Origin of the sequence: Burkholderia ubonensis subsp. mesacidophila, from assembly GCF_002097715.1 — a bacterium.
Taxonomy (GTDB): Bacteria; Pseudomonadota; Gammaproteobacteria; order Burkholderiales; family Burkholderiaceae; genus Burkholderia; species Burkholderia mesacidophila.
The window spans coordinates 39598-66097 of sequence record NZ_CP020738.1 but is presented as its reverse complement, the minus strand read 5'-3'; the positions used below and the strand labels follow the sequence as shown (position 1 = coordinate 66097).

Here is a 26500-nt window from a genome sequence, read left to right as displayed (position 1 = left end):
ACCCTCGCGCAGTGCCGTCGGCGTCCGTTGCAAGGCACATTGCACGGCGCGCATCGGACGCAGTATAACTGCGCGCTTTTGCAGGCGCGATAAATGTTGAGAATCGTTGTGACGATTTGAATTACGTCGGGTTTCAACGGACGTGAACAGCGGTTCGAGCCTTGTCCGGCAACGGTTTTCAGGCGCGAAGCAAGATCCGTTCCGGTGCACCGGAAGATTGAATCGAACGGCCGTTTGTGACCGGATATGAAAAAAACGGGCGGCCTTGATGGCCGCCCGTTTCGGCGCGCAAGCACGCGGGCGCGACCCGCGTGCGGTGATCAGCCGGCGCGCTGATGCTGCTTGAACGCGAGCCGGAACTGGTGCAGCAGCGGCTCGGTGTAGCCGCTCGGTTGCGCGGTGCCCTGCAGTGCGAGCGCGCACGCGGCCTTGAACGCATACGACGCATCGAAATCGGGCGCCATCGGCCGGTAGTTCGCGTCGCCGGCGTTCTGCTGGTCGACCACGCGCGCCATCCGCTTGAACACGCCGAGCACGAAGTCCTCGGTGATCACGCCGTGGCGCAGCCAGTTCGCGATGTGCTGGCTCGAGATGCGCAGCGTCGCGCGGTCTTCCATCAGGCCGACGTTGTTGATGTCGGGCACCTTCGAGCAGCCGACGCCCTGTTCGACCCAGCGCACGACGTAGCCGAGGATGCCCTGCGCGTTGTTCTCGACTTCGCGCAGGATCTCGGCTTCGCTCCATTCGGCGCGCTCGACGACCGGGATCGTCAGCAGCCCTTCGAGCAGCGCGTCGCGCTCGCTCGCGTACGGGATCTGCTCGAGTTCCTGCTGGACGGCCTGCACGTCGACCAGGTGATAGTGCAGCGCATGCAGCGTCGCGGCGGTCGGCGACGGCACCCACGCGGTGTTCGCGCCCGCGCGCGGATGCGCGATCTTCTGCTCGAGCATCGCGTGCATCAGGTCCGGCATCGCCCACATGCCCTTGCCGATCTGCGCGCGGCCGCGCAGCCCCGCGGCCAGGCCGGCGAGCACGTTGTTGCGTTCGTACGCGGTGATCCACGCCGACGACTTCATGTCGCCCTTGCGGATCATCGGGCCCGCTTCCATCGACGAGTGCATCTCGTCGCCGGTGCGGTCGAGGAAGCCCGTGTTGATGAACGCGACGCGCGCGGCGGTGGCCGCGATGCACGCCGACAGGTTCACGCTGGTGCGGCGCTCCTCGTCCATGATGCCCATCTTCAGCGTGTTGCGCGGCAGGCCGTACAGGTCCTCGATGCGCGCGAACAGCGTGTCGGAGAACGCGACTTCCACGGGGCCGTGCATCTTCGGCTTCACGATGTAGATCGAGCCCGTGCGCGAGTTGCGCTTCGATTTCAGGTCGTGCAGCGCGCACAGCGTCGTGACGACGCCGTCGAGGATGCCTTCCGGAATCTCGTTGCCGTCGCGGTCGAGCACCGCGCCGTTGGTCATCAGGTGGCCGACGTTGCGGATGAACAGCAGCGAGCGGCCGTGCAGCGTCAGCGTGCCGCCGGCGGGCGTCGTGTAGTCGCGGTCGGCGTTCAGGCGGCGCGTGAAGGTCTTGCCGCCCTTCGACATTTCCTCGGCGAGCGTGCCCTGCATCAAGCCGAGCCAGTTGCGGTAGAGCTGCACCTTGTCGTCCGCGTCGACGGCGGCGACCGAATCCTCGCAGTCGATGATCGTGCTGACCGCCGCCTCGAGCACGACGTCCTTCACGTTCGCGACGTCGGCGCGGCCGATCGGCGTCGACGCGTCGATCTGGATCTCGATGTGCAGGCCGTTGTGCTTCAGCAGGATCGCCGACGGCGCATCGGCCGCGCCCTGGTAGCCGGCGAACCGGTCGGGCTGCGCGAGCGGCGTGACGCCGTCGCGGGTGTCGACGGCGAGCTGGCCGTCCTGCACGCGGTAGCGCAGCGCATCGTGGTGCGAGCCGCGCGCGAGCGGCGCCGCGTTGTCGAGCACGCCGCGCGCATAGTCGATCACGTGCTGGCCGCGCGTCGGGTTGTAGGCCGCCGTGCGTTCCGCGCCGTTGTCCTCGGGCAGCGCATCGGTGCCGTACAGCGCGTCGTACAGGCTGCCCCAGCGCGCGTTCGCCGCGTTCAGCGCATAGCGCGGATTCGACAGCGGCACGACGAGCTGCGGGCCGGCCTGGCTCGCGATTTCGCTGTCGACGTTCGCGGTGGCCGCCGCGACGTTCGCGGGCGCGGGCACCAGGTAGCCGATCTGCTCGAGGAACGCGCGATACGCGGCATGGTCGCGCACCGGGCCGGGGTGCGCGCGGTGCCACGTGTCGAGTTCCTGCTGCAGGCGGTCGCGTTCCGCGAGCAGTTCGCGGTTGCGCGGCGCGAGGTCGTGCACCAGCGCGGAGAAGCCGCGCCAGAATGCCGCCTTGTCGATGCCGGTGCCCGGCAGCGCTTCGTTTTCGATGAACTGGCTCAGCGCTTGCGCGACTTGCAGTCCGTCATGGTCGATCATCGTGAGTCCTCCCGGGGAAAGATGGGGCGCGCGCGGCTTAGGGCCTGTTCACGCTAATAACGGGCTTGCGAACGTGCCTTGCCGGTCGTAGTGCAAGGAGCAAGGAGCGCCGTTTGGCCGAGCCAAACAAGCGACGCGCGACGCCGCAATACGGCCGGCAAGGCACGTTCCCGTAACTAAAAAAATTCATTCGTGGGGCTGGCCGCCAGAAGGGCCGATCGCCGCGTCATGCTCCTTGCGAATACGCTCGGTATTCGCTTCGTCCCATTCCTCGCGCTCGGCCCTTCTGGCGGCCAGCGCAAGCCCGTTATTAGCGTGAACAGGCCCTACGCCGCGACGCTTTGTAGGCCGGCGCGGGCGATCTGCGCGTCCTGTTCGGACTTTACGCCAGACACGCCGATCGCGCCCGCGACCTGGCCGTCGACCGTCACGGGCAGGCCGCCTTCGAGCAAGCCCGCGATCGGCACGCTCAGGAAAGCCGTGCGGCCGCCGTTGATCATATCCTCATACGCCTTCGTCTCGCGCCGGCCGAGCGCGGCGGCGCGCGCCTTTTCCTGCGCGACGTACGCGCTCGCGGGCGACGCGCCGTCGAGCCGCATCAGCGCGAGCGGGTGGCCGCCGTCGTCGACGACGGCGATCGTCACGGCCCAGCCGTGGCGTTCGGCTTCCGCGCGGGCGGCGGCCAGCATGCGGTCCGCGTCGGCGCGTTCGAGTACGGGTCGGGTTTGCATGGCGTATGCTCCGGAATCAGGTGACGTGGGCTGTCGATCAGTTCGATCCAGTGCGCACGGGCGGGCGCCCGCGCCATGCCGATCAGTCTGGCAGCCGATGCCGGCGGTTTCAATCGGGTCTCGCCGCACGGGCCGCTTGCGCGTTCCTTGACGGGCGTCACGGAACGCCGGTCGCACGTCGTCGGGCTGCATGCCGATATGTCACAATGTGATCTATTTTCGCGTGATCCGCCGACGACGAAGCGGGTCGCGAGACGCGCCGATGCGTCACCGTTTCTGCATGGAGGACATCGCATGCCACATCAGACCCGTGGCGAAGCCGGCCCGGCGCCGGCCGACGCGCAGCGCGATGCGCTGCTCGCGGTGCTGGACGAACTGCTGGAAGCGGAGCGCGCGGGCGCGCGCGTCGCGTCCGAGACGGCGGCCGAGATCCACGATCCCGATCTCCACCGGCTGGTCGCGGGCATCCGACTGGACGAGGCGCACTGGTGCAGCGTGCTCGTCGACGCGATCAAGTCGCTCAACGCGACGCCGACCCGCCAGACCGGCGCGTTCTACGAAAAGGCGATGGCGATCGACGACCTGGCCGAGCGGATGGCGTTCCTGAACCGCGGCCAGCGCTGGGTCGTGCGCAAGCTGCAGGCGCTGCTGCCGACGCTGGACCATCCCGAGATCCATCACGCGCTGACGTTGATGCTCGTGTCGCACGAGAAGAACATCGGGCATGTCGACGCGCGATTGCGCGACGGGCGTCAGGACCCCGCGCCGTAAACCTCCCGCGCCACCACGCGCAGCGCGTCGACCATCACCGTCGCCGCCGGCGAATACAGCCGGTCCGTGCGCGTGATGAGCCCGAAATCGTCCATCCGGCAATCCATCTCCAGCGGCAGCATCGCGACGATGCCGTGCGCCGCGTAGTAGCGCGCGACCTCGTCCGCGAGCACCGCGATCATGTCGCTCTGCTCGAGCACGCGGGTGATGAACAGCAGCGCGGCCGTTTCCACCACGTTCGCCGGCGGCGCGAGGCTCGCGCGCTGGAACATCAGCTCGAAGCGATGGCGCAGCACGCTGCCGGCGGGCGGCACGACCCAAGCGGCGCGCTGCACGTCGGCGAGCGCGAGCGGCGCGCGCGCGAGCAGCGGATGCCCGGACCGCACGACCGCGGCGACCGGCTCGCCGGTCAGCGGCTCGTAGCGCAGGTGCAGCTTGTCGTGTTCCGCGGACAGCCGGCCGAGCACGACGTCGAGCTTGTCCTGCGCGAGACGTTCGAGCAGCACGTTGCTCGTGTCGATCTCGACGGATACGTGAATGCCCGCATGCGTCCCCTTCACGGCGGCGACCGCCGGCGGCACGACGCGCAGGCCCGGCGACGTGATCGCGCCGACCGCGACGTGCCCGAGGTGCCCGGCCTTCAGCGCGGCGAGCTCCTCGCGGGCCTGGTCGAGGCTGCCGAGCGCCGCGCGCGCGTGGCGGATCAGCGCGTCGCCGTACAGCGTGGGCCGCATCCCGCGCGGCAGGCGCTCGAACAGCACCGCGCCGATCGAATCCTCGAGCTCGCGCAGCAGCTTCGACGCGGCCGGCTGCGTCATGTTCAGCGCGGCCGCCGCGCGATGGATGCCGCCTTCGTCGGCGAGCGCGACGACCAGCAGCAACTGGCGCGTCTTCAGGCGGGTGCGGATTTCCCAAGGGCTGGCGTCAGGCATCGTACGGGTTTATATCGATGTCGAAAGTGATATTGCAGGCGTTGAAAACGTCATTGGTAAGTTATCAGAATTCTTCCTAGACTGCGCCGATATCCCCGTCTCACACAGGACAGACGATGTCGGCAACCAAGCCCAAGCTGCGCTCCGCCCAATGGTTCGGCACGACGGACAAGAACGGCTTCATGTACCGGAGCTGGATGAAGAACCAGGGCATCCCCGATCACGCATTCGACGGCCGGCCGATCGTCGGCATCTGCAATACGTGGTCCGAACTGACGCCGTGCAACGCGCACTTCCGCAAGCTGGCGGAGCACGTGAAGCGCGGCGTCCACGAGGCGGGCGGCTTTCCGGTCGAGTTTCCGGTGTTCTCGAACGGCGAATCGAACCTGCGGCCGTCCGCGATGCTCACGCGCAATCTCGCGTCGATGGACGTCGAGGAGGCGATCCGCGGCAACCCGATCGACGCGGTCGTGCTGCTCGCCGGCTGCGACAAGACCACGCCCGCGCTGCTGATGGGCGCGGCGAGCTGCGACGTGCCGGCGCTCGTCGTGTCCGGCGGCCCGATGCTGAACGGCAAGCTCGACGGGAAGGACATCGGCTCCGGCACCGCCGTGTGGCAGCTGCACGAAGCGCTGAAGGCGGGCGAGATCGACCTGCATCGCTTCCTGTCAGCGGAGGCCGGCATGTCGCGCTCGGCCGGCACCTGCAACACGATGGGCACCGCGTCGACGATGGCGTGCCTGGCTGAAGCGCTCGGCGTCACGCTGCCGCACAACGCGGCGATTCCGGCCGTCGATGCGCGGCGCTACGTGCTCGCGCACATGTCGGGCATCCGCATCGTCGAGATGGCGCTCGAAGGGCTGACGCTGTCGAAGGTGCTAACGCGCGCCGCGTTCGAGAACGCGATCCGCGCGAACGCGGCGATCGGCGGCTCGACCAACGCGGTGATCCACCTGAAGGCGATCGCCGGGCGGCTCGGCGTGCCGCTCGAGCTCGAGGACTGGATGCGCATCGGCCGCGACACGCCGACGATCGTCGACCTGATGCCGTCGGGCCGCTTCCTGATGGAAGCGTTCTATTACGCAGGCGGGCTGCCCGCCGTGCTGCGCCGGCTCGGCGAAGGCGGGCTGCTGCCGCATCCCGGCGCGCTGACCGTCAACGGCCGGACGCTGTGGGACAACGTGCGCGACGCGCCGAACTACGACGACGAGGTGATCCGCCCGCTCGACCGGCCGCTGATCGCGGACGGCGGCATCCGCATCCTGCGCGGCAATCTCGCGCCGCGCGGCGCGGTGCTCAAGCCGTCTGCGGCGAGCCCCGAACTGCTGAAGCATCGCGGCCGCGCGGTCGTGTTCGAGAACTTCGACCACTACAAGGCCGCGATCAACGACGAAGCGCTCGACGTCGACGCGAGCTCGGTGCTGGTGCTGAAGAACTGCGGGCCGCGCGGCTATCCGGGGATGGCCGAGGTCGGCAACATGGGGCTGCCGCCGAAGCTGCTGCGGCAGGGCGTGAAGGACATGGTGCGGATCTCCGACGCGCGGATGAGCGGCACCGCGTACGGCACGGTCGTGCTGCACGTCGCGCCGGAGGCGGCGGCGGGCGGCCCGCTCGCGGCGGTGCGCAGCGGCGACTGGATCGAACTCGACTGCGACGCGGGCACGCTGCATCTCGACATCAGCGACGAGGAGCTGGCGCGCCGGCTGTCGGACGTCGACCCGGCCGCCGCGCCCGGCGTCGCCGGGCAGCTCGGCAAGGGCGGCTATGCGCGGCTGTACCTCGACCACGTGCTGCAGGCCGACGAAGGGTGCGACCTCGACTTCCTGGTCGGCCAGCGCGGCGCGGCGGTGCCGAGCCATTCGCATTGACCGTGCCTGCCTGACCGGAACCCGAACCATGACCTCCAGCCGTTCCCCGCGTTACCGCGGCATCTTCCCCGTCGTGCCGACGACGTTCACCGAGACCGGCGCGCTCGATCTCGCGAGCCAGCTGCGCGCGGTCGATTTCATGATCGACGCCGGCGCCGACGGGCTGTGCATTCTTGCGAACTTCTCCGAGCAGTTCGCGCTCGCCGACGACGAGCGCGACGTGCTCGCGCGCACGATCGTCGAGCACGTCGCCGGCCGCGTGCCGGTGATCGTGACGACGTCGCACTACAGCTCGGACGTGTGCGCCGCGCGCAGCCGGCATGCGCAGGCACTCGGCGCATCGATGGTGATGGCGATGCCGCCGTATCACGGCGCGACGTTCCGCGTGCCCGAGCCGCGGATCTTCGAGTTCTTCGCGCGCGTGTCGGACGCGCTCGACATCCCGATCATGATCCAGGACGCGCCGGCGAGCGGCACCGCGCTGCCTGCGCCGTTCCTCGCGCGGATGGCGCGCGAGATCGAGCAGGTCGCGTACTTCAAGATCGAGACGCCGGGCGCGGCGAACAAGCTGCGCGAGCTGATCCGGCTCGGCGGCGATGCGGTCGAGGGGCCGTGGGACGGCGAGGAGGCGATCACGCTGCTCGCCGACCTGAACGCGGGCGCGACCGGCGCGATGACGGGCGGCGCGTATCCGGACGGGCTGCGGCCGATCCTCGTCGCGCATCGCGAAGGGCGCGGCGACGACGCCTACGCGCGCTATGCGCAATGGCTGCCGCTGATCAATCACGAGAACCGCCAGGCGGGGCTGCTGGCCGCGAAGGCGCTGATGCGCGAAGGCGGCGTGATCGCGTGCGAGTGCGCGCGCCATCCGCTGCCGGAGCTGCATCCGGACACCCGCGCCGAACTGATTGCAATCGCGCGCCGGCTTGATCCGCTGGTGCTGCGCTGGGCGCGCTGAAGCGCTCCGGCCGCCGGTTGCCGCGAAAGCCGCGAACACTGAAGACGCTGCAGCGCCGTCACACACGACAACGACATCGACACCGCGGTCGCCAACGACCCGCACCCAGAGGAGACACGACATGACCCGCACGATCCGCCGACTGACCCTGCGTGCCGCGCTCGCGGCGCTGTGCCTCGCGCCGCTTGGCATGCCGGGCGCCGCCCGCGCCGATGCGCCGCTCAAGATCGGCTTCCTGGTGAAGATGCCCGAGCAGGCGTGGTTCATCAACGAGCAGGGCGCGGCGTCCGCGCTCGGCCAGAAGGCGGGCTTCACCGTCGTGAAGATCGGCACGCCCGACGGCGAGAAGACCCTCGCGGCGATCGACAACCTCGGCTCGCAGGGCGCGCAGGGCTTCGTGATCTGTGCGCCCGACGTGCGGCTCGGGCCGGCGATCGCGGCGCGCGCGAAGCGCTACAACATGAAGTTCGTGACCGTCGACGACCAGCTCGTCGATTCGTCGGGCAAGCCGCTCGCGAACGTCCCGCATCTCGGGATGTCGGCGATCAAGATCGGCAACCAGGTCGGCCAGGCGATCGCCGACGAGATGAAGCGGCGCGGCTGGAAGCCGGAAGAGGTCGGCGCGCTGCGCGTGACCAACTACGAGCTGCCGACCGCGAAGCTGCGCACCGACGGCGCGACGCAGGCGCTGCTCGCGAACGGATTCCGCAAGGAGAACATCTTCGACGCGCCGCAGAAGACGACCGACGACGAAGGCGGCTTCAGCGCCGCCGCGCCGGTGCTCGCGCGGCATCCGAACGTGAAGAAGTGGGTGGTCTACGCGCTGAATGAGGAGACCGTGCTCGGCGCGGTGCGCGCGACCGAGCAGCTGCACATCCCGGCCGCGGACGTGATCGGCGTCGGGATCAACGGCGCGGGCGAGGCGTTCGCCGAATTCCAGAAGAAGGAGCCGACCGGCTTCTACGGCACGATCGCGGTCAGCTCGACGAACCACGGCAAGGACAGCGCGCAGAACCTCGTCGACTGGATCCGTAACGGCAAGACGCCGCCCGCCGACACGCAGACGAGCGGCAAGCTGATGACGCGCGGCAACTGGCAGGCCGTACGCACCGAGCTGGGCATCTGACGACGGCCGGCGAGGACGCGATGACGACGGACACGATTACGCGGGCTGACGCCGTGACCACCAGCGATGCGCTGCTGGCGCTCGACGGCATCACCGTGAGCTTCCCGGGCGTGCGCGCGCTCGACGCGGTGTCGCTGGCGGTGCGCGCGGGCGAGGTGCACGGGCTGATGGGCGAGAACGGCGCGGGCAAGTCGACGCTGCTGAAGGTGCTGTCGGGCGTGAACCAGCCGCAGGCCGGCACGCTGACGCTGAACGGCGTCGCGCAGCGATTCGCGTCGCCGCGCGCGGCGCTGGAGGCCGGCATCGCGATCATCTACCAGGAACTGCATCTGGTGCCCGAGCTGACGGTCGCGGAAAACCTGATGCTCGGGCAGCTGCCGAGCCGGCTCGGCGTGGTCGATGCGCGCACGCTGGTCGCGCGGGCGGCGCGCGAGCTCGAACGGCTCGGCGAGCGCATCGACCCGGACACGCCGGTCAAGCACCTGTCGATCGGGCAGCGCCAGATGATCGAGATCGGCAAGGCGCTGATGCGCGACGCGCGCGTGATCGCGTTCGACGAGCCGACCAGCTCGCTGTCCGCGCGCGAGACCACGCAGCTGTTCCGGATCATCCACGCGCTGCGCGCGGAAGGCCGCGCGATCGTCTACGTCACGCACCGGATGGAGGAGGTCTACGCGCTGTGCGACCGCGTGACGGTGTTTCGCGACGGCCGGCGCATCGAGACCTTCGAATCGGTCGACGGGCTCGACCGCGACCGGCTGATCGGCAGCATGGTCGGGCGCGCGATCGCGGACGTGTACGGCTACCGGCCGCGCGCGGCGGGCAACGTGCTGATCGAGGCGAAGGGGCTGATGGGGCCCGGGCTGTCCGAGCCCGTGTCGTTCAGCGCGTGCCGCGGCGAGATCGTCGGGTTCTTCGGGCTCGTCGGTGCGGGGCGTTCGGAACTGATGAAGCTGCTGGCGGGCGCGGCGCGCCCGAGCGCGGGCCACGTCGCGCTGCACGGGCGGCGCGTCGCGTTCGCGAGCCCGCGCGACGCGGTGCGCGCCGGCGTCGCGCTGTGCCCGGAGGACCGCAAGCAGGACGGCATCGTCGCGATCGCGTCGGTGGCCGACAACCTGAACCTCAGCGCGCGCCGGCATTTCAGCCCCGCACGCGTGCTGCTCGCGCCGCGCAAGGAGCGCGAGCTCGCGCGGCGCTACATCGAGCGCCTCGCGATCAAGACCCGCGACGGCGACACGCCGATCGGCGCGCTGTCGGGCGGCAATCAGCAGAAGGTGGTGCTCGCCCGATGGCTCGCCGAGCGCATCGACGTGTTCCTGATGGACGAGCCGACGCGCGGCATCGACGTCGGCGCGCGCGCGGAAATCTACAACCTGTTCTACGAACTCGCGGAAGCGGGGCGCACGGTGATCCTCGTGTCGAGCGATCTCGCCGAGGTGATCGGCGTGTCGGACCGCATCGTCGTGATGAAGGAAGGACGGATCGCGGGCGCGATGACGAAGGCGCAGGCGAGCCCCGATGCGCTGATCAAGCTCGCGCTGCCGCGCTAGGGTCTGTTCACGCTAATAACGGGCTTGCGCTGGCCGCCAGAAGGAATTTTTTTATCACGGGAACGTGCCTTGCCGGCCGTATTGCGGCGTCGGACGTCGCTTGTTTGGCTCGGCCAAACGGCGCTCCGCCCTCCTTGCACTACAGCCGGCAAGGCACGTTCGCAAGCCCGTTATTAGCGTGAACAGGCCCTAGCGAACTGACTACCGGAATACACACGACATGAGCCAGGCGATGCAACCCCAACGCACTTCCCCGTCCCCCGACACTGCCGCGCCCGCGCGAGCCCGCGGCGGCGTGTGGCCGCTGATCAACCGCTCCGGCATCGTGATGGTGTTCGTCGTGCTGTTCGCGACGCTGTCGCTGACCGTGCCGGACTTCCTCACGCCCCGCAACATCCAGGGCCTGCTGCTGTCGGTCACGCTGATCGGCTCGATCGCCGTGACGATGATGTTCGTGCTCGCGCTCGGCGAGGTCGACCTGTCGGTCGCGTCGATCGTCGCGTTCTCGGGCGTCGTCGCGTCGACGCTGATCACCGCGACGCACAGCGTGCTGCTCGGCATCGCGGCCGGCGTGCTCGCGGGCGGAGCGGTCGGGCTCGTCAACGGCGTGCTGATCGCGCGCTGGCGGATCAACTCGCTGATCGTCACGCTCGCGATGATGGAGGTCGTGCGCGGGCTCGCGTTCATCACGTCGAACGGCGACGCGGTGATGATCTCCGAGGAGCGCTTCTTCGAGCTCGGGTCGGGCGCGTTCCTCGGCATCTCGTATCCGATCTGGAGCAACCTCGTCGGCTTCGTCGTGTTCGGCTTCCTGCTGCGCAAGACGGTGTTCGGCAAGAACGTGCTGGCCGTCGGCGGCAACGGCGAGGCGGCGCTGCTCGCGGGGCTGCCGGTGACGCGCATCAAGGTCGCGGTGTTCGTGCTGCAGGGGCTCGTCACCGGTTTCGCGGGCGTGATGCTCGCGTCGCGAATGAGCCTCGGCGATCCGAAGACGTCGGCCGGCCTCGAGCTCGGCGTGATCTCCGCGTGCGTGCTCGGCGGCGTGTCGCTGACGGGCGGTGTCGCGACGATCTCCGGCGTGCTCGTCGGCGTGCTGATCATGGGGTCCGTGCAGGACGCGATGAGCCTGCTGAACGTGCCGACGTTTTACCAATATCTGATACGGGGCGGCATTCTGTTGCTCGCGGTGCTGTTCGACCAGTATCGTCGCAATCAGCGGCGTGCGATGCGGATCTGACGGCGGGGCCGGCAAGGACCCCTGCGGCGCACCCGCGACAGACAGACATTCTGGAGACGGCATGCAACAGGGGATTCAAACGGCGTCCGCGACGCTGCTGGTGGACAGCCGCAGCACCCTCGGCGAGGGCGCGACGTGGTGCGATGCGACGCGCGCGCTGTACTGGGTCGACATCGAAGGCGCGCGGCTGTGGCGGTGCCGCGCCGACGGCACGGACTCAAGGCACTGGCCGATGCCCGAGCGGCTCGCGTGCTTCGCGCTGACCGACGACCCGGACGTGCTGCTCGTCGGGCTCGCGACGCATCTCGCGTTCTTCGACTTGCGCACGGAGACGTTCACGCGGATCGTCGACGTCGAGCCGGGCCTGCCGACGCGGCTCAACGACGGCCGCTGCGATCCGCATGGCGCGTTCGTGTTCGGGATGAAGGACGAAAGCGGCGGTACGCCGCGCGCAATCGGCGGGTTCCATCGGCTCAATCCGGACCTGACGCTCGAACGGCTCGCGCTGCCGCCGGCGGCAATCGCGAACAGTATCGCGTTTTCGCCGGACGGTTCGAAGATGGTCTTCTGCGATTCGCCGACGCGCGAAATCCTCGTCTGCGACTACCGGGCGGGCGGCGGCGTCGATCGCGTGCGGCCGTTCGCGCGCCTGACGGACACGGACGGCGAACCGGACGGCTCGACGGTCGATCGCGACGGCGGCCTGTGGAACGCGCAGTGGGGCGCTGGGCGGGTCGTGCGCTACGGTACGGACGGCGTCGAGACCGATCGCATCGCCGTGCCGACCGCGCAGCCGAGCTGCGTGGCGCTCGACGACGCAGGGCGCTTGTACGTGACGAGCGCGCGCGTCGGACTGAGCGACGATGCGCACGCCGGCGGCGTGTTCGTCGCGCAGACGCGGTACGCGGGATTGCCGACCGCGCGATTCCCGCTCAAGCGTCCGGTGCGCGGCTGACGGCGCGATCCGCGTGTGTGGGCTGGTAAGATGGCCCGCAATTCCATCCAGCCTGCTTTATGAGCACCGCACCGACCAAGTCCGCGAATCCGAAGGCCGCTGCCCGCACGGCCGGCGAGAAGCCGAAAGCCCGCGCGCCGCAGCGCCTGACCTACGTGATCGGCAGCCTCGACCGGCTGCTGCGCCGTCACATGACCGATGCGCTTGCGCCGCTCGGCATCACGCTCGCGCAATACACGGCGCTGTCGGTGCTCGAGGCGCGCGGCGCGTCGTCGAACGCGCAGCTCGCTGAACGTTCGTTCATCACGCCGCAATCGGCGAACGAGGTGATGAGCGTGATGGCGGGCCGGGGCTTCGTCACGCGCGAAGCCGATCCGTCGCACGGCCGCGTGATCCTGCTGACGCTGACCGCCGAAGGCGCGGCGATGCTGCGCGAATGCGAGGCCGTGCTGCGTCCGCTCGAAAACCGGATGCTCGGCGAACTCGCGGCCGACGATGCCGCGCACGTGCAGCACACGCTCGAAGTGTTCGCCCGGAACCTGCGCGGCTGACGTCCCTGACCCCACGAAACCGCCGGTAGTTTTCCCGAAGCGGATGTCCGCGACAGGGCATCCGCTCCGGGTTTACACCGGCGTTTTTGTCGCTTGCAATATCAGGTAGCCTGATATTAAATGAAGCCGTTCGCAGCAGAGGCGCTGCGCACCGAATCGGCACTGAAACGAAAGACAGGAACAGACATGAGCAAGTACGACAACCGCTGGCAGACCGTCGAGGTCAACGTGGAGGCAGGCATCGCATGGGTGACGCTGAACCGTCCGGACAAGCGCAACGCGATGAGCCCGACGCTCAACCAGGAGATGCTGCAGGTGCTCGACGCGATCGAGTTCGACGACGACGCGAGGGTGCTCGTGCTGACCGGCGCGGGCGCCGCGTGGACGGCCGGCATGGACCTGAAGGAATACTTCCGCGAAATCGACGGCGGCCCGGACGCGCTGCAGGAGAAGGTGCGGCGCGACGCGTCGGAGTGGCAGTGGCGGCGCTTGCGGATGTACGGCAAGCCGACGATCGCGATGGTGAACGGCTGGTGCTTCGGCGGCGGCTTCTCGCCGCTCGTCGCGTGCGATCTGGCGATCGCGGCCGACGAAGCGGTGTTCGGCCTGTCGGAGATCAACTGGGGCATCCCGCCGGGCAACCTCGTCAGCAAGGCGATGGCGGATACCGTCGGGCATCGCCGCGCGCTGCACTACATCATGACGGGCGACACGTTCACCGGCGTCGAGGCGGCGGACATGGGCCTCGTGAACCGCAGCGTGCCGCTCGCCGAGCTGCGCGACGCGACGATCGCGCTCGCCGCGCGCCTGATCGACAAAAACCCGGTCGTGCTGCGCGCGGCGAAGCATGGCTTCAAGCGGTCGCGGGAACTGACATGGGAGCAGTGCGAGGATTACCTGTACGCGAAGCTCGATCAGGCGCAGCTGCGCGATCCGGAGCGGGGCCGCGAGCAGGGTCTGAAGCAATTCCTCGACGACAAGGCGATCAAGCCCGGCCTGCAGGCGTACAAGCGCTGATCGATACTGCCGTGGAGGCATGAGACTGGAGACAACGATGACCGACAGACAGATGCTGATCGGCGGCGAATGGTGCGCGGCGCGCGACGGGCGCACCTTCGACCGTTTCAACCCGGCGACCGGCGCGCTTGCGTCGCGTGCGCCGGCCGCGGGCGCCGCCGACGTCGACGCGGCAATCGACGCCGCGCACCGCGCGTTTCCCGCCTGGGCCGCGCTTGCGCCGACCGAGCGCCGCCGCCGGCTGCTGAAGGCGGCGGACCTGATGGACGCGCGCATCGACGCCTTCATCGCGACCGGCGTCGCGGAAACCGGCGCGACGCCGGGCTGGTACGGCTTCAACGTGACGCTCGCGGCAAACATGCTGCGCGAGGCGGCCGCGATGACGACGCAGATCGACGGCGACGTCATCCCATCCGACGTGCCCGGCAACCTCGCGCTCGCGATGCGCGTGCCGTGCGGCGTCGTGCTCGGCATCGCGCCGTGGAATGCGCCGCTGATCCTCGGCACCCGCGCGCTCGCAATGCCGCTCGCGTGCGGCAACACGGTCGTGCTGAAGGCGTCCGAGGCGTGCCCCGGCATGCACGCGCTGATCGGCGCGGTGCTGCACGACGCGGGGCTCGGCGCGGGCGTCGTCAACGTGGTCACGCACGCGGCGGCCGACGCGCCGGGGCTCGTCGAACGGCTGATCGCGCATCCGCACGTGAAGCGGATCAACTTCACCGGCTCGACGCACGTCGGGCGCATCATCGCGCGCCATGCGGCCGCCCACCTGAAGCCGGTGCTGCTCGAACTCGGCGGCAAGGCGCCGGTGCTCGTGCTCGACGACGCGGATCTCGACACCGCCGTCGACGCGATCGCGTTCGGCGCGTTCTTCAACCAGGGGCAGATCTGCATGTCCACCGAGCGCGTGATCGCCGCGCGGCCGGTCGCGGACGCGCTCGTCGAACGGCTCGCCGTGAAGGCGCGCACGCTCGTCGCAGGCGATCCGCAAGCGGGCCACGCACTTGGCACGATGGTCGATGCGCGCGCCGCCGCGCGCGCGGCGGCGCTCGTCGAGGATGCCCGCTCGCACGGCGCACGCCTGCCGCTCGGCTGCCGGATCGACGGCGCGGTGATGCAGCCCGCGATCGTCGACGGCGTGACGCCCGACATGCGCCTGTATCGCGAGGAATCGTTCGCGCCGGTCGTCGCGATCCTGCGCGCGGACAGCGACGACGACGCGGTCGCGCTCGCGAACGACAGCGAGTTCGGGCTGTCGGCGAGCGTGTTCAGCCGCGACGTCGCGCGGGCGCTGGCGGTCGCGCGGCGGATCGAGTCGGGGATCTGCCATATCAACGGCCCGACCGTGCACGACGAAGCGCAGATGCCGTTCGGCGGCGTGAAGGCGAGCGGCTACGGCCGCTTCGGCAGCCGCGCGTCGATCGCCGAATTCACCGAGCTGCGCTGGATCACCGTGCAGACCGCGCCGCGTCACTATCCGATCTGAGGGGGAAGCGATGAACGCATCGATGACCTCGCCGCCGACCGATCGCGCGACGAGCGGCGCGCGTTACCGCGCGGCGGCCGTCGCGGAGGGCGCGGCAGACATCCGCCCCGACGGGGACGGCACGTGGCGGCTGCACGCGCGCGAACCGCTCGGCGCGTATCCGGAGCGCCTGACCGATTGCCTCGTGCGCGGCGCGCAAGCGCATCCGGACCGCGTGCTCGCCGCGCGTCGCGGCGAAGACGGGCGCTGGATCGAGATCACGTACGCACAGATGCTCGAGCGCGCCCGTGCGCTCGGGCAGGGCCTCGCCGATCTCGGGCTGTCGGCCAAGCGGCCGCTCGCGGTGCTGTCCGGCAACGATCTCGAACACCTGCAGCTGATGTTCGCGGCGATGCTGGCCGGCGTGCCGTATGCGCCGATTTCGCCCGCGTATTCGCTGGTGTCGACCGACTACGGCAAACTGCGCCACACGCTCGACGTGCTGCGGCCGGGCGCCGTGTTCGTCGCCGACGGCGGCGCGTTCGCGCGTGCGCTCGATGCGGCGCTGCCGGCCGACGCGACGCTGATCGCCGCGCAGGGCGGCCAGGGCGACGCCGTGCCGTTCGCGCGCCTGCTCGACACCGTGCCGCGGACGATCGACTTGATCCACGAGACGGTCGGCCCCGATCACATCGCGAAGATCCTGTTCACGTCCGGCTCGACGAAGCGGCCGAAGGCCGTGCCGACCACGCACCGGATGCTGTGCAGCAACCAGCAGATGCTGCGCCAGACGATGCCGGAGCTGACGCGCGAGCCGCCGGTGCTGGTCGACTGGCTGCCGTGGAACCACACGTTCGGCGGCAGCCACAACCTCGGCATCGCGCTGTACAACGGCGGCACGCTGTACCTCGACGACGGCCGCCCGGTGCCGGGCCGTTTCGACGAGACCGTGCGCAACCTGCGCGAGATCGCGCCGACGATCTACTTCAACGTGCCGAAAGGCTGGGAGGAGCTGACCGCCGCGCTCGAACGCGACGCCGCACTGCGCGACACGTTTTTCTCGCGCGTGAAGCTGTTCTTCTTCGGCGGCGCGGGGTTGTCGCAAGCGGTGTGGGACCGCCTCGACCGCGTGACCGAAGCGCATTGCGGCGAACGCATCCGGATCATGGCGGGCCTCGGGATGACGGAGACGTCGCCGTCGTGCCTGTTCACGACCGGCCCGCTGATGCGCTCGGGCTACATCGGCCTGCCCGCGCCCGGCTGCGACGTGAAGCTCGCGCCGTGCGGCGGCAAGCTCGAGCTGCGCTTCAAGGGGCCGAACGTGATGCGCGGCTACTGGCACGCGGACGTCGATCCGCGCGAGGTGTTCGACGACGAAGGCTATTACCGCAGCGGCGACGCAGCGGCGTTCGCCGATCCGGCGCGGCCCGAACTCGGCCTGCAGTTCGACGGCCGGCTGACCGAGGATTTCAAGCTGAGCACGGGTACCTTCGTCAGCGTCGGGCCGCTGCGTGCGCACGCGGTGTCGACCGGCGCGCCTTACGTGCAGGACGTGGTCGTGACCGGGCTCAATCGCGACGACATCGGCCTGCTGGTGTTTCCGCGAATCGACGCGTGCCGTGCGCTGGCCGGGCTCGGCGGCGACGCGGCGGCGGTCGACGTGCTGCGCGCGCCCGCCGTGCGCTCGGCGTTCGCCGCGTGGCTCGAACGGCTCAATCGCGGCGCGACCGGCAGCTCGACGTTCGTCGCGCGCATCCGCGTGATGGATACGCCGCCGTCGCTCGATCTCGGCGAAGTCACCGACAAGGGCTCGCTGAACCAGGCGGCCGTGCAGCAGCATCGCGCGGCGGCGATCGAGGCGCTTTACGATCCGGCGGCCGGCGATCCGGATGTGATCCACGCTTGAGCATCAGCCGGTCGGGTGAGTTGCCGACCGGTTTTTTTTGGCCATTTAATCAGGCTACCTGATAAAAAATGCCGCTCGATCAGGAGACAGCGCGTTCCCCAGCGTCTGGTCGACGGAGAGGAGACACAATGAACACCTACGTTGCAGAGAAGCCGGCCATCGCGACGACCCTCGCGCTGTGCTTTGCGATCGCGTTGCTCGAGGGGCTCGACCTGCAGTCGGTCGGCGTCGCCGCGCCGCGCATGGCGCACGAATTCGGGCTCACGGTGTCGCAGATGGGCATCGCGTTCAGCGCGGGCACGTTCGGCCTGCTGCCCGGCGCAATGCTCGGCGGCCGGCTCGCGGACCGGTTCGGCCGCAAGCGCGTGCTGATCGCGTCGGTCGCGCTGTTCGGACTGCTGTCGATCGCCACCGCGCAGGCGTCGAGCTTCGCGATGCTCGTGGCCGTGCGCGTGCTGACCGGCATCGGGCTCGGCGGTGCGATGCCGAACCTGATCGCGCTGTCGTCCGAAGCGGTCGAGCCGCGCGCGCGCAGCAGCGCGGTCGCCGCGATGTACTGCGGCATTCCGTTCGGCGGCGTGATCGCGTCGCTGATCGGCGTGCTGCTCGCCGGCGACGCGGAGTGGCGCCACATCTTCTACGTCGGCGGCGTGGGGCCGCTGCTGCTCGTGCCGCTCCTGATCGGCCTGCTGCCCGAATCGCGCGCGTATCTCGACGTCGCCGGCGCCGAGCGTGCGAGCGTCGCGCATACGCTGTTCGGCGGCGGGCGCACGCAGTCCACGCTCGCCCTGTGGGTCAGTTACTTCTGCACGCTGATCGTCCTGTACTTCCTGCTGAACTGGCTGCCGTCGCTGATGGCGGCGCGCGGGCTGGACCGCGCGCACGTCGGCCTCGTGCAGATCGCGTTCAACGTCGGCGGCGGGCTCGGCGCGCTCGGCATCGGCGCGGCGATGGACCGGATGCGCGCGGCGCGCGTGGTCGGCGGCATGTATGCGGGCATCGTGCTGTCGCTCGCCGCGCTCGCGGCCGCGCCGGGCTTCGCGTCGCTCGCGGCGGCCGCGTTCGCGGCCGGCATGTTCGTGATCGGCGGCCAGTCGGTGCTGTATGCGCTCGCCGCGATCTACTACCCGACCGCGATGCGCGGTACCGGCGTCGGCACCTCGGTCGCGGTCGGCCGGCTCGGCTCCGTCGTCGGGCCGCTCGCCGCCGCGCAACTGCTCGCGATGGGCCGCAGCGCGCCGGTCGTGATCGGCGCGAGCATCCCCGTCACGCTCGTCGCCGCCGTGGCCGCGTGGCTGCTGATCCGGCGGCCGCAGGCGGGCGACTGAATTTCGTTTCATCCACGAGCGCCATCAGAGCGCGACATCAACACAGGTTCGGAGACACCATCATGAAGAACACCCAGGCCCTGCTGGCGGCCGGCGCATGTGCGCTGGCCGCGGCGAGCGCGCATGCGCAGTCGAGCGTGACGCTGTACGGGATCATCGACACCGGCATCGAATACGTGTCGCACGCGAATGCGGCCGGCGACCGCGTCGTGCGCATGCCTGCCGTGACGGGCGAACTGCCGTCGCGCTGGGGCCTGCGCGGCACCGAGGATCTCGGCGGCGGCTACCAGGCGGTGTTCGTGCTCGAGAGCGGCTTCAACGTGCGCGGCGGCGATCTCGGCCAGGGCGGCCGGCTGTTCGGCCGGCAGGCGTTCGTCGGGCTGAAGAGCGGTTTAGGCACGCTCGCGTTCGGTCGCCAGTACATGATGACCTACCTCGCGCTGCAGGGCGCCGACATCGTCGGCCCGGACATCTACGGCCTCGGTTCGCTCGACGCCTACGTGCCGAACGGCCGCGCGGACAACGCGGTCACGTACACGGCGAACTACCGGGGCTTCACGTTCGGCGCCGGCTATTCGTTCGGCCGCGACGGCGCGGGCACCGGCAATTCGCCCGGACAGGGCACCTGCGCGGGCCAGGTGCCGGGCCGCGCGGTCGAATGCCGCGACTGGTCGGTGATGCTCAAGTACGACAGCGCGCTGTTCGGCGTCGCCGCGTCGTACGAGGAGCAGCGCGGCGGCGCGAACGCGGCCGCGAGCTTCTTCGACGGCGTGACGCCCGCCGTCTTCACGACGAGCGCGGACAAGGATGCGCGCACGCACGTCAGCGGCTACGTGAACGTCGGCCATGCGCGCGTCGGCGCGGGCTGGCTCGGACGGCGCGTGACGACCGAAGCGCCCGCGGCGCCAGGCGCGCGTTCCGACCTGTTCTTCGTCGGCGCGTCGTATGCGTTCACGCCGCTGTTCACCGTCGACGGCCAGGGCTACCGGATCGTCAACACCGCGCACGACACCCGCGCGACGATGGCGACGCTGCGCGCAACCTACTCGCTGTCGAAGCGCACGTCGGTCTACGCGCAGACCTCGTACCTGTGGAACAGCGCGCACGCGCGCTATGCGGTGAGCGGCGGCGGCCCCGGCACGACGCCCGGCGCCGGGATGAACCAGCTCGGCGCGATGGTCGGCGTCAAGCACCTGTTCTGAGCCACGTTCCTGACGAAACGGAGATATCGTGAAGCGATCCTTACTGTTTTGCACGGCGCTGCTGCCCGCCGCGATCCTTGCCGGCTGCGGCGGCGACGATTCGATTGCGCCTGCCTCCCCGCACCTGGGCGCCGCGACACCGGCCGCGATGACGCAGACCTGCGACGCGCTCGCCGCGCGGCTCGCCTATGCGAACACGTCGTTCACGTCGGTGACGACCGCGGCCGCCGGCGCGCTGACGGTGGCCGGCAAGCCGATCGCCGAACACTGCGTGATCGCCGGAAAGATGAACGAGCGCGTGAGCCCCGTGGATGGCAAAACCTACGCGATCGGCTTCGAGATGCGCTTGCCGAAAGCATGGAACGGCCGCTTCTTCTACCAAGCCAACGGCGGCCTCGACGGCAACGTGCTGACGGCGACCGGCGAGATCGGCGGCGGCGGGCCGCTGACGAATGCGCTGAACCTGGGCTTCGCGGTGATCAGCTCGGATTCCGGGCACAGCGCCGCGCAGAACCCGCTGTTCGGGCTCGATCCGCAGGCGCGCCGCGATTACGGCTACGCGGCCGTCGATGCGCTGACGCCGATGGCGAAGCAGGTGATCCGCCTCGCGTACGGGAAGGGGCCGGACCGCAGCTATTTCGGCGGCTGCTCGAACGGCGGGCGGCACGCGATGGTGACGGCGGCGCGCAATGCGGCCGACTACGACGGGATCATCGCCGGCGATCCGGGCTTCCATCTGCCGAAGGCGGCGATCGGCGAGATGTTTGGCGCGCAGCAGTTCGCGAAGATCGCGTCGGCGACCGGCACGAACGGGCTGCCGGATCTGCGCAGCGGCTTCACGGACGCAGAGCGGCAGTTCGTCGGCGCGAAGATCGTCGAGAAATGCGACACGCTCGACGGCGTCGCGGACGGCATGGTGCAGGACGTCGCCGCGTGCCAGGCGCATTTCAGTGTCGACACGGACATCCCGACCTGCGCGAACGGCGTGCGCACCGGCGCGTGCCTGACGAGCGCGCAGAAGACGGCGCTCGCCAACGTGTTCGCGGGAGCACGCAACAGTGCGGGCGCGGCGCTGTACGCGAGCTTTCCGTACGATCCGGGCATCGCGGGCAGCAACTGGGCCGCGTGGAAGCAGTCGAATTCGGTCACGCTCGATCCGGCCGCGATGGCGTTCACGTTCATGACGCCGCCGAAGCCCGCGGCGACGCTCGCGAACCTGCCGGGTTTCGCGCTCGGCTTCGACATGGATAACGATGCGCCGGCGATCTTCGCGACGAGCGGTGTGTATGCGGAATCCGCGTGGTCGTTCATGACGCCGCCCGACGAGACGAACCTGTCGGCGCTGAAGGCGCGCGGTGCGAAGCTGCTCGTCTATCACGGCACCGGCGATCCGGTGTTTTCGTTCAACGACACGAGCGACTGGTATGCGCGGCTCGCACAGGCGAACGGTGGGGATGCGTCGGATTTCGCGCGGTTCTATCCGGTGCCGGGGATGAATCATTGCTCGGGCGGGCCGGCGGCGGATCAGTTCGACATGTTGACGCCGCTGGTTGCGTGGGTCGAGCAGGGGCAAGCGCCGGAGGCGGTCGTGGCGACAGCGCGCGATGCGTCGAATGCGGTGCCGAATGCGGAAGTGCCTGCGTCATGGGGCGCGGGGCGGACGCGGCCGCTGTGTCCTTATCCGAAAGTGGCGCGATATGACGGGGCGGGTGAGGTGAATTCGGCGGGGAGTTTCAGTTGTCGGTGACGTGAGGGCAGTGCGGGATTCGAGTGAAGGAGATGTGCGAACCGGTCGACGTGTTTGAGGTGCAAATGACGCGCCAGTTCGCGCATCCACACCAATTCCGGATCGTTTGATCATGAAAAATATCGATTTAAATGAGAGAATGGGCTCCGCGAATTTTGCTTTGTGATTTTCAAGCGTGGACAACCGGTGTCGGTGGGATTACGGCTGATGTCGAAGAAATCGTTCTCGATGCGTCTCGTTATGCGGGTGAAAGTATCGGTATAAGGGGAATTGTTCTTGTTCGAGGTGACAGGTCACTTCTTTTTTCAAGTGGTGGCGAGTTTTATATCGGGATCGTGTGGCCATAACTGGGCGATTGCGCACGAATGGGGAAGCGGTAACGTTGGGCGAAGTGTTGGGTGGGCGTCTTGATAGAGGTGATGAGGTATTTGAATTCTGAATGTAGTGACGGGCCTGGGGCAGCTGATCCCGCGCCATGGATTCCGCAGGACATCCGGAACGTCATTTTCGGTGGCGAGCAACTCCGGGTAAGCCTATTTCACGACGCCACGAGAATGCTATGGATGCGAACTTTGGGATAATTGCGCCAAAGAGTGAACTGGAGGTGATTTTGTTCAAGCGACCTCCAGAAATAAGATATTGGGGTGATGAGCCAGTGGAGGTCGGGGCGCCGCGGTATGGCTATCCTGGGCTCAATGAAATTGAATTCAGAATTTGTCCACTCACAACGTTCATGCGGGGCAAGCTTCCTCCGGCGCAGCAAGCCGTTGACCTCGAATATGCGCAGATGACAGGTGTAGGTCTAGACGAGTACGAGAGTTCTTTCGTTACGGCGGAAGACGGGACGATGATGAATGCATTTGAGGCAGGGCTGACGAAGCTGTTGAATCAATTTACATTCTGGGCAGTTCTGTTCGCACCTGGAGGAGATCGACTGGAGGAATTTTTGACAGTCGATATGGAGGGGATGATGCATGAATTGAGGCGTGGCGTGCGTGATTTGCGGGCATGCAACGGATTCCTGGCTGTTTGCAAATAAATACCGTACCACGCGTCGAACACCATTTCCTCGTCACGCGGTTCCGCGGCGTGAATCCTCGTGGCCCCGCCGATGATTTCGGCGCTGCGGCTCATGCGGCAAACGCGAGCTTACCGCCGGCGTAAGCGATAGCGATCCCGCCAAGACTCAAGACGAGCGTTGATTGCAAATGCCCCGGGGCTTCCCCCCTCCTGGATCGTGCGGTCACACGCGCCCTTTTCTCAGGCGTTGCTCTGTCGAGATTGCGCCTGCCCGACTTACCTCGGAATGAATCGCTTTCGCGGGTCGACCTGATCCCGCGGATCGACCGCTTTCGCCGTGCCGTCGCTCACGATCGTCTGTGAAATGCCGGCGAGGTGCTCGCCGGCATGCGCGAATTCGGCAAGCAGGCCGAGCCCGCCGAGCGTGGCGAGATGATTCAGACCTGCCGAATCCCCACCTTCCACCTCAGCGGCCACAAGCTTGACGACTGCGGCCGGGCGCGCGAACGCTCGCTGGGCCTCGGACACTGGCGCCGGCGGGGCAGGCTTCAACTTGGGTTTGATCGGTGCGTTCATGGAGGCGCTTTGACTATCAGGCAAAAAATTGACTAAATTTCGTATCGTCACTATCATACGAAATAACTTGAACTGATCCTAGCACAATGATTCGTGGTCTGGGTAACCCTCGCAAAGCACTTATCGACCTGATGACGTCGAAGGTCGGGCGGTTGGTCGCGCGACGCATCGACGATGCTCACGGGTATGACGCATCGAAGCCAGATCGCCGGGTGCGCGAGGTCGCACAGCGCATGGTCGCGATCGTTCAAGCGATGAATCGCGATCAAATGGAGGCATGCCACGCCGAGCTGAATGCGTTCTTCCGGATGGTGCCGTTCAGCGAGGCGATTCCCGTTGCAGTCGAGATCGAATTGAAGTGGCCTCACCACATCGAAACATTGCCGGAGGCGAACCAGCGGCTCGACCTGATCCGCAAAGGCGGCGAGTACGCGATGATCTTCGGCCCGGAGAAAATCGAGAACGTACTTGCGTGCCTCGAAGAGATCGAGGCGGGGCAATAGCGATGCCGTACCTGCCGTTTCCGATGGAGGACCAGGGCTTCGAGGCGTGCGTGGTGCAGGCAGAGGCAAAGTATGCCGTCCCGTCGTGCATTCTTCGTGCCGTCCACGAAGTGGAATCGTCCGGCAATCTCAATCCCGGCATCGTGCGCTCGAACCGGAACGGCACGAAAGACTACGGCGTCACGCAGATCAATACGGTCTGGACGAACTACTTTCAACGCAACTTCGGCATCTCCGCGTCGCAGTTCGCGAACAACGCGTGCCTCGCGGTGAACGGCGCCGCCTACATCATTCGTTACGAGATCAACGCGTCGGGAGACTTCTGGACCGGCGTCGGTCGATATCACAGCCGCACACCGGGGGAGCATGATCGCTACGTCCGGAAGGTCGCCACTCAAGCGCAGAGGTTTGGATGCCTGATCAGGTAAGCAACCGCAGTTCGGCGCCCATCATTGTCCTTGCCGCGGTCATCACCGCGCTTGCGATCGTGATGATGTGGCGTTTGAAGCACGAGGTCATCACGCAGAGGCTGCTGATCTGGAAAGCATACGAGGTCATGCCGATTTCGACCCTGTCGGATAGCGCGGCAGCGTTGAAATCCCGCCTGTTCGCGTATTTCCGTTACGCGCGCGTGATTTCCTTCAAGGAGGTGTTCATCCTTGGGTGGCAGATCGGGGCGTTTTATATCGTGATTCCGATCGGATTGAGCGCCTGGATCGCATGGAAGGCGATGCGCCACCCGGTCGTGCTTGCGACTCGGGTCCATACCGTGCAGTCCCTGCTCGAGGTGCAGAGCAAGTCGTTCTCCGCGGTGGCGCCCATTCTCCAGCGGGAGTTGACCGACGACACCTCGCCTGAATGGGCGTCGTCCGTGCATCCGGAAGAGTGGGTTGCGGAGCATGGCGTGATCGTCAACGAGCGGCTGGATGACGACCGCGTTCGCGCGTTGCTGGTGGCGCAGCTGGGCAAGCGCATCGACTCGCTTGCAAAACTCAAGCCGCACGAGAAGGCGCTGTTCGCGATCTTCGGGCTGAGAGTGTTTTTCAAGGATGTCAAGGCATCGACGGCGCTGGTCGATGCGCTGAACTACAGCGCGAGCAACCCGAAGTCGCGACCGAACTTCGGCCTGGCGCGGGAGGCCTTCGTCCGATGCGCGAGCGCGAAGCCGGCAAGGACGTGGCTGATGAAGCACCCCTACCCGCGCACCTTGTTGATGGCCTTGCTGATTGAATCGCGCCAGATGGGGGTATTGCCTTCATCCAGCTTCATTTGGCTGAAGCCGCTCGATCGCGCGCTCTGGTACCCGCTCAATACGGCCGGCCGGAAAGTGCCGTTCATGGAGTCAGCCGGGGTATTCAATCAGATGCAGGCGGAGGAGGTCGCATGGGACAACAACTGTGTGCTCGCTGAGCCGCACGTAGAAGAATCGATTCGCGGCCTCCAGCGATACCTGGAAGAGGCGGGCATTCTCGATGCAGCAACGGAAGATTTTACGCTGAGGAATCCACATGAAATTAAGGTTTGAGAAGGCTTCGCCGGCTCTGCGGGATTGCGTCCTGGTCGAGCATGACGGAACGATCTTCACGTCGTTCAAGCGGACGGGGTACATCAAGGCCATCGCGCGTACGAAGTTCGCGACCGGCGAATCCGCTTCGACGGGCGCGTTTACCGTGACGTCGGCGGATGCCGGCAAGTCGGACGAGGGCGGCCTGCATGCGCTGACGTTTGTCAGCGAGGTGGCCGGAACGGAGAAGATCGCGATCATCGAGCGATTCCAGACGGCCGAGGACGCCGAGGCAGCATGGGAACGGGTGCAGCGTGCGCTGCGACGGTTCGTCGTGCGCAATCGGATCAACGCGGCATGGCGCGGTTTCCTGTGTTACGTCGGCGCACCGCTCATCGTGTTTACCGTCGGCATGGCGGCGGTCCGCTTCATGGATTCGCACAACGGGTCGCTGCAAACGATCGATGCGCTGATGCGCATGGCCGAGTCGGTGGACACGTCGGGTGCGAATGGCGCCGCGAAACCGGCCGGCCGCAAGCTGGACGCGCTGCCGGCGAACGCGCCCGGCATGTCCGCGCGTGACAGCGGCATGGTGGGCGGATCGCAGATGGCCGGAATCCATTTCGGCCTCGACAATCAGGCGCCGGAGAAGACGCTCTACGTATTTTCCGATCCGAACTGTCCTGCCTGTCAGCAGTTCGAGCCGCATATCGACGCGCTCGCAAAGGACTACTCGGTCTACGTGCTGCCGGTGGCGTACCAGGGCGGCGATCACGGCAAGGCCGCCTCGATCGCCATGTGCGCAGCCGATCAGAAAGCCGCGTGGCAGGTTGCGCTCGATGGGGGGGGCGCGTCGCCGGGCTCCGACTGCCTGCCGGGCTACGACGCCGTCAAGGCGAACATGGAGCAGTTTCAGCGTCTCGGCTTCAACTCCACGCCGCGAGTCGTCAACGGTTCCGGCTATATCTTCTCGGAGGGCGCGACGGCATCCATGATCAGGACGCAGTCCGCGGCCAGGTAGGGCATCGCGAACCGCCGATTTCGGCAGGCATCTGACT

At 67.8% G+C, this 26500-nt stretch carries 22 protein-coding genes and 1 pseudogene; 19 read left to right on the top strand and 4 right to left on the bottom strand.

The features are described from left to right. Positions 1–320 precede the first annotated feature (320 nt). Positions 321–2495: a malate synthase G gene (locus B7P44_RS17965; RefSeq protein ID WP_084906904.1), complete on the bottom strand. Its 2175-nt coding sequence runs from the start codon at positions 2493–2495 to the stop codon at positions 321–323. A 326-nt stretch (positions 2496–2821) separates the two neighbouring features. Next, complete coding sequence (locus B7P44_RS17955) at positions 2822–3226, bottom strand: GlcG/HbpS family heme-binding protein (RefSeq protein WP_059610626.1); 405 nt, start codon at positions 3224–3226, stop codon at positions 2822–2824. A 333-nt stretch (positions 3227–3559) separates the two neighbouring features. On the opposite strand from B7P44_RS17955, the pseudogene B7P44_RS17950 reads away from it, so the two are divergent. Beyond that, a pseudogene (locus B7P44_RS17950) lies at positions 3560–3997 on the top strand (DUF6306 domain-containing protein); the annotation flags it as partial. Here B7P44_RS17950 and B7P44_RS17945 read toward each other — a convergent pair. Further along, positions 3979–4929, bottom strand: coding sequence for a LysR substrate-binding domain-containing protein (locus B7P44_RS17945; protein ID WP_084906900.1), 951 nt, complete (start codon positions 4927–4929; stop codon positions 3979–3981). The pseudogene B7P44_RS17950 and the gene B7P44_RS17945 sit on opposite strands and share 19 nt — an antisense overlap. A 116-nt stretch (positions 4930–5045) precedes the next feature. Between B7P44_RS17945 and B7P44_RS17940 the strand changes: the two genes are divergently transcribed. The 14 genes from B7P44_RS17940 to B7P44_RS36405 all read left to right on the top strand — a co-directional run bounded on the left by B7P44_RS17940 (position 5046) and on the right by B7P44_RS36405 (position 22878). After that, positions 5046–6797: an IlvD/Edd family dehydratase gene (locus B7P44_RS17940; protein WP_084906898.1), complete on the top strand. Its 1752-nt coding sequence runs from the start codon at positions 5046–5048 to the stop codon at positions 6795–6797. 28 nt (positions 6798–6825) lie between these two features. Beyond that, positions 6826–7755, top strand: coding sequence for a dihydrodipicolinate synthase family protein (locus B7P44_RS17935; protein WP_084906896.1), 930 nt, complete (start codon positions 6826–6828; stop codon positions 7753–7755). 121 nt (positions 7756–7876) lie between these two features. Further along, positions 7877–8881 carry an arabinose ABC transporter substrate-binding protein gene (locus tag B7P44_RS17930; RefSeq protein ID WP_084906894.1) on the top strand — a complete coding sequence of 335 codons (1005 nt, stop codon included), beginning with the start codon at positions 7877–7879 and terminating at the stop codon, positions 8879–8881. A gap of 20 nt (positions 8882–8901) precedes the next feature. Next, positions 8902–10431 (top strand): L-arabinose ABC transporter ATP-binding protein AraG, encoded by a 1530-nt coding sequence (gene araG, locus B7P44_RS17925; protein ID WP_084906892.1) that lies wholly within the window; start codon positions 8902–8904, stop codon positions 10429–10431. Positions 10432–10651: 220 nt separating this feature from the next. Then, positions 10652–11668: an L-arabinose ABC transporter permease AraH gene (gene araH / locus B7P44_RS17920; RefSeq protein WP_084906890.1), complete on the top strand. Its 1017-nt coding sequence runs from the start codon at positions 10652–10654 to the stop codon at positions 11666–11668. 61 nt (positions 11669–11729) lie between these two features. After that, positions 11730–12623, top strand: a complete 894-nt coding sequence (locus tag B7P44_RS17915; RefSeq protein WP_084906889.1) for an SMP-30/gluconolactonase/LRE family protein — start codon at positions 11730–11732, stop codon at positions 12621–12623. A gap of 59 nt (positions 12624–12682) precedes the next feature. Then, positions 12683–13174: a MarR family winged helix-turn-helix transcriptional regulator gene (locus tag B7P44_RS17910; protein ID WP_084906887.1), complete on the top strand. Its 492-nt coding sequence runs from the start codon at positions 12683–12685 to the stop codon at positions 13172–13174. Positions 13175–13360: 186 nt separating this feature from the next. Beyond that, the gene (locus B7P44_RS17905) at positions 13361–14191 is read left to right on the top strand and encodes a p-hydroxycinnamoyl CoA hydratase/lyase (protein WP_084906885.1); all 831 of its coding nucleotides are present in this window, start codon (positions 13361–13363) and stop codon (positions 14189–14191) included. 37 nt (positions 14192–14228) lie between these two features. Beyond that, a complete protein-coding gene (locus B7P44_RS17900; RefSeq protein WP_084906883.1) occupies positions 14229–15677 on the top strand; it encodes an aldehyde dehydrogenase in 1449 nt (482 codons plus the stop codon). Positions 15678–15687: 10 nt separating this feature from the next. Then, positions 15688–17562 (top strand): feruloyl-CoA synthase, encoded by a 1875-nt coding sequence (locus tag B7P44_RS17895; protein WP_084906882.1) that lies wholly within the window; start codon positions 15688–15690, stop codon positions 17560–17562. Positions 17563–17690: 128 nt separating this feature from the next. Further along, complete coding sequence (gene mhpT / locus B7P44_RS17890; RefSeq protein ID WP_084906880.1) at positions 17691–18890, top strand: 3-(3-hydroxy-phenyl)propionate transporter MhpT; 1200 nt, start codon at positions 17691–17693, stop codon at positions 18888–18890. A gap of 62 nt (positions 18891–18952) precedes the next feature. Continuing rightward, on the top strand, positions 18953–20092 hold the full coding sequence (locus tag B7P44_RS17885) for a porin (RefSeq protein ID WP_084906879.1): 1140 nt from the start codon (positions 18953–18955) through the stop codon (positions 20090–20092). A gap of 25 nt (positions 20093–20117) precedes the next feature. Then, positions 20118–21839: a tannase/feruloyl esterase family alpha/beta hydrolase gene (locus tag B7P44_RS17880; protein WP_084906877.1), complete on the top strand. Its 1722-nt coding sequence runs from the start codon at positions 20118–20120 to the stop codon at positions 21837–21839. Between the two features lie 559 nt (positions 21840–22398). Further along, on the top strand, positions 22399–22878 hold the full coding sequence (locus B7P44_RS36405; RefSeq protein WP_133118036.1) for a hypothetical protein: 480 nt from the start codon (positions 22399–22401) through the stop codon (positions 22876–22878). Between the two features lie 257 nt (positions 22879–23135). On the opposite strand, the gene B7P44_RS17870 is transcribed toward B7P44_RS36405, so the two are convergent. Beyond that, positions 23136–23435 (bottom strand): hypothetical protein, encoded by a 300-nt coding sequence (locus B7P44_RS17870; protein WP_133118037.1) that lies wholly within the window; start codon positions 23433–23435, stop codon positions 23136–23138. 86 nt (positions 23436–23521) lie between these two features. Between B7P44_RS17870 and B7P44_RS17865 the strand changes: the two genes are divergently transcribed. Genes B7P44_RS17865 through B7P44_RS17850 form a run of 4 tightly spaced genes read left to right on the top strand, consistent with a single transcriptional unit; the run spans position 23522 to position 26463 of the window. After that, complete coding sequence (locus B7P44_RS17865; RefSeq protein ID WP_133118038.1) at positions 23522–23938, top strand: hypothetical protein; 417 nt, start codon at positions 23522–23524, stop codon at positions 23936–23938. 2 nt (positions 23939–23940) lie between these two features. Then, the gene (locus B7P44_RS36400) at positions 23941–24366 is read left to right on the top strand and encodes a lytic transglycosylase domain-containing protein (RefSeq protein WP_084906870.1); all 426 of its coding nucleotides are present in this window, start codon (positions 23941–23943) and stop codon (positions 24364–24366) included. Next, positions 24351–25463 carry a secretion/conjugation apparatus DotM-related subunit gene (locus B7P44_RS17855; RefSeq protein WP_084906868.1) on the top strand — a complete coding sequence of 371 codons (1113 nt, stop codon included), beginning with the start codon at positions 24351–24353 and terminating at the stop codon, positions 25461–25463. Before B7P44_RS36400 ends, B7P44_RS17855 begins: the two co-directional genes overlap by 16 nt. Next, the gene (locus B7P44_RS17850; protein WP_084906866.1) at positions 25447–26463 is read left to right on the top strand and encodes a thioredoxin fold domain-containing protein; all 1017 of its coding nucleotides are present in this window, start codon (positions 25447–25449) and stop codon (positions 26461–26463) included. Before B7P44_RS17855 ends, B7P44_RS17850 begins: the two co-directional genes overlap by 17 nt. Positions 26464–26500: the final 37 nt, after the last annotated feature.